This window comes from Spiroplasma endosymbiont of Megaselia nigra (assembly GCF_003987485.1).
Lineage (GTDB): Bacteria > Bacillota_I > Bacilli_A > Mycoplasmatales > Mycoplasmataceae > Spiroplasma.
This window is the reverse complement of sequence record NZ_RCOO01000158.1, coordinates 1-2,575: the sequence shown is the minus strand read 5'-3', so window position 1 is coordinate 2,575 and position 2,575 is coordinate 1. Positions and strand designations below refer to the sequence as shown.

General features: G+C 23.1%; 3 protein-coding genes. All 3 read right to left on the bottom strand.

Annotated elements, in window-relative coordinates; genetic code table 4:
• Positions 1–325: hypothetical protein (locus D9R21_RS05630; protein ID WP_148108846.1), on the bottom strand; the 325-nt coding region annotated here is incomplete at its 3' end.
• Between the two features lie 2 nt (positions 326–327).
• On the bottom strand, positions 328–1,269 hold the full coding sequence (locus D9R21_RS05625; RefSeq protein WP_126821436.1) for an ETX/MTX2 family pore-forming toxin: 942 nt from the start codon (positions 1,267–1,269) through the stop codon (positions 328–330).
• A gap of 309 nt (positions 1,270–1,578) precedes the next feature.
• The gene (locus D9R21_RS05620) at positions 1,579–2,115 is read right to left on the bottom strand and encodes a hypothetical protein (RefSeq protein ID WP_126821435.1); all 537 of its coding nucleotides are present in this window, start codon (positions 2,113–2,115) and stop codon (positions 1,579–1,581) included.
• Positions 2,116–2,575: the final 460 nt, after the last annotated feature.

Sequence of the window (2,575 nt, the reverse complement as noted above, 5' to 3'; positions counted from 1 at the left end):
ATTGAGATAATCTAAGAACAAATTCGCTCTGAGTATCTAATTCTTTTGTGGCATTATTATTTTGAAATTTAACAATTCTTCAATCAGCATTTTCATTACTTCGCCACACAACAAAACAATATTTATTATCATCTGGATTATTATTAAATGGTCTTTCTTGTGGTGATATTCATTCTAAAATACCATCTTTTGTATTTATATTATTTTTGCCTTTTAGTTCTTTTAATTGTATTTCGTTATATTGTGTTGTATTACAAGCAACTAAACTTGTTGTACTTGTTCCTATTAAAGTGATTATTCCACAAAGACTTAATATCTTTTTCAAAATTAGTTTAAAGGAATACTTTTACCAATGATGCTTTCGTGCATAATTATTTTTTTTTTATTTTTAACATCATAAGAAAAATTTATACTATTATCATTATTTATAACTATTTTTGAAGGCAAAATTTCATTTTCTAATAAATTAAGCATAGCCTGTTTAACAGAAAGAGAAATTGGTATCTCATTATTGTTTCTATCAATAATTTTTCCATAAATTTTACCTTCAACTTTTTGAAAACCACTTAAAATAATTACTATATTATTTTTTCACGTTTTAGTAGAAGTTATAATTTTGCTATGTGGTGGCACTTTTACTGAATAAGATGGAATAGTTATTGTTGTAGTGCTTGTGGTTGTTTTAATTTCTGTTTCAGAAGAAGTTGAAGTATCTCCTATGGTATAAGTTTTTGATTCTCCTCAGGTATATCCACTCCCAACTTCAACTCCAACTTCAACTTTTCCTTCATTAACAATTGGTATTATACCCGCTGAACCACTAGCTTTTGCTGTAACTTTAGTATTTATATTTCAACTTCAATTTTCGGTATTTGCTGTTGTTTTTGATTTAGAAAATCCATTAATCTTTTGAATTGTATTAGTTTCAGTAATTTGTTGAGAACAAGAAATTGTATTTTGATTTTGCTCAATATCATTATTATTTATAAGTGTAGAATTAGAATCTTTACAAATTTCAGTAAGATCTTCTAATAAATTTGATGATTTATTTAATTGAATTTCATTTAAAGTAAAATTAGATACAATTAAATTTTCCATATTAATGTTTAAAATTGTTTTAAATTCAAAATCAGGATTATGTTTTTTATAATGTAAATACAGTGCTTTATATATTTGTTCTTCCAAATAAATATTACGATTTTCAATTAATTCAAGAGGTTCATATTCATATAGTTTTTTCCCTTTAGCAAAATATAATTTATCATTCAAAACAACACCACCAGAATAATAGCTACCTCGTGGTTATTTAATAAAAATTTTTGATTGTTGTTTTATAAAATCATATTCGTATATTGTATCATTTACGCTAAAGTAAACCTTATTTTTTAAAAAAAGATGAAAAAATTATTGCCCTATTTCTATATTAATTATTATTATTTTTTCTTTTGTTTCTGGATTATATTCATAAACTTTATTTCCTGCAGCAAAATATAATTTATCATTTATATTAATACCAAAGAAATTAACAGAATGATTTAAATTATCTAAAATTTTTGATTGTTGTTTTATAAGATCATATTAATAAATAATACCATCTCGTGAACAATGATATATTTTACTATTTAAAAAAATTAAATTAGATTTACCTTGAATATTTACACTATTTGTAGTAACAACAGTTTTAGTTTCAAATGTTTTAAGATCTTGTTCAAGAATATTCTTTCAACCAAGAAAATATTTTTTATTATTAAATTTAATTTCAGAATTATTATTATTTTTCTCAACACGAACATCACTTTTTTGTTCTAATGTTTTTGGATCATATTCGTAAACATAACCTTGATATGATTTAGCATAAACTTTGTTATTTAACACAAAAACACTACCTAAAAAATCATCATGATCTGTAATAATAGCAGTTTTTATTATTCCAGATATTTTTATTTTATTTTGTCTTTTATTTCTATTTAAAATTTCTAAATTATTTGTTTGTAAATAATTATTAACTTCATTATTTAAATTTTTTTGTTTTTGATAAGGACTAGCAGCAATTGTTGTTGGTACAGCTGTTCCACTAATAGTTAATACACTTAATAAACTTAAAAGTTTTTTCATTTTATATAATTTCCTTTCTTTCATCTTGAAACTTTTTATCAAGATCTATTGACATTATATATATATACATACAAGCGCTTTTAAGTATATTTAAGAAAGGAAGTTATTTAAATGATTATTATAATTATATTGTTGCACTAAACTGGGCTCGCGGTGATTTTCATAAGTTTGTGAAAAATGCCTTAAAGTTTAAAAAAACTTTTGCCGCGCTTTTCAAAATACTTGGGAAAAATTCTAAGCGTTAAGCGAAGAATTTTATAAAGGTTCCCAAATTTGTTTGAAAGAATCTCAAAACTTTTTTTAACTTGTAAGTCATTTTATCACAAAAATTTAAGAAAATCAACCGCTCGCCCAAAACCTCAAAAAACTATATAATTAACTTTGTATATAAAAGAAAGGATTTTTTAAAATGGATAAAACAAAGCATCATTTTACTTTTAAAGAAAGAGTAATGTTAAAA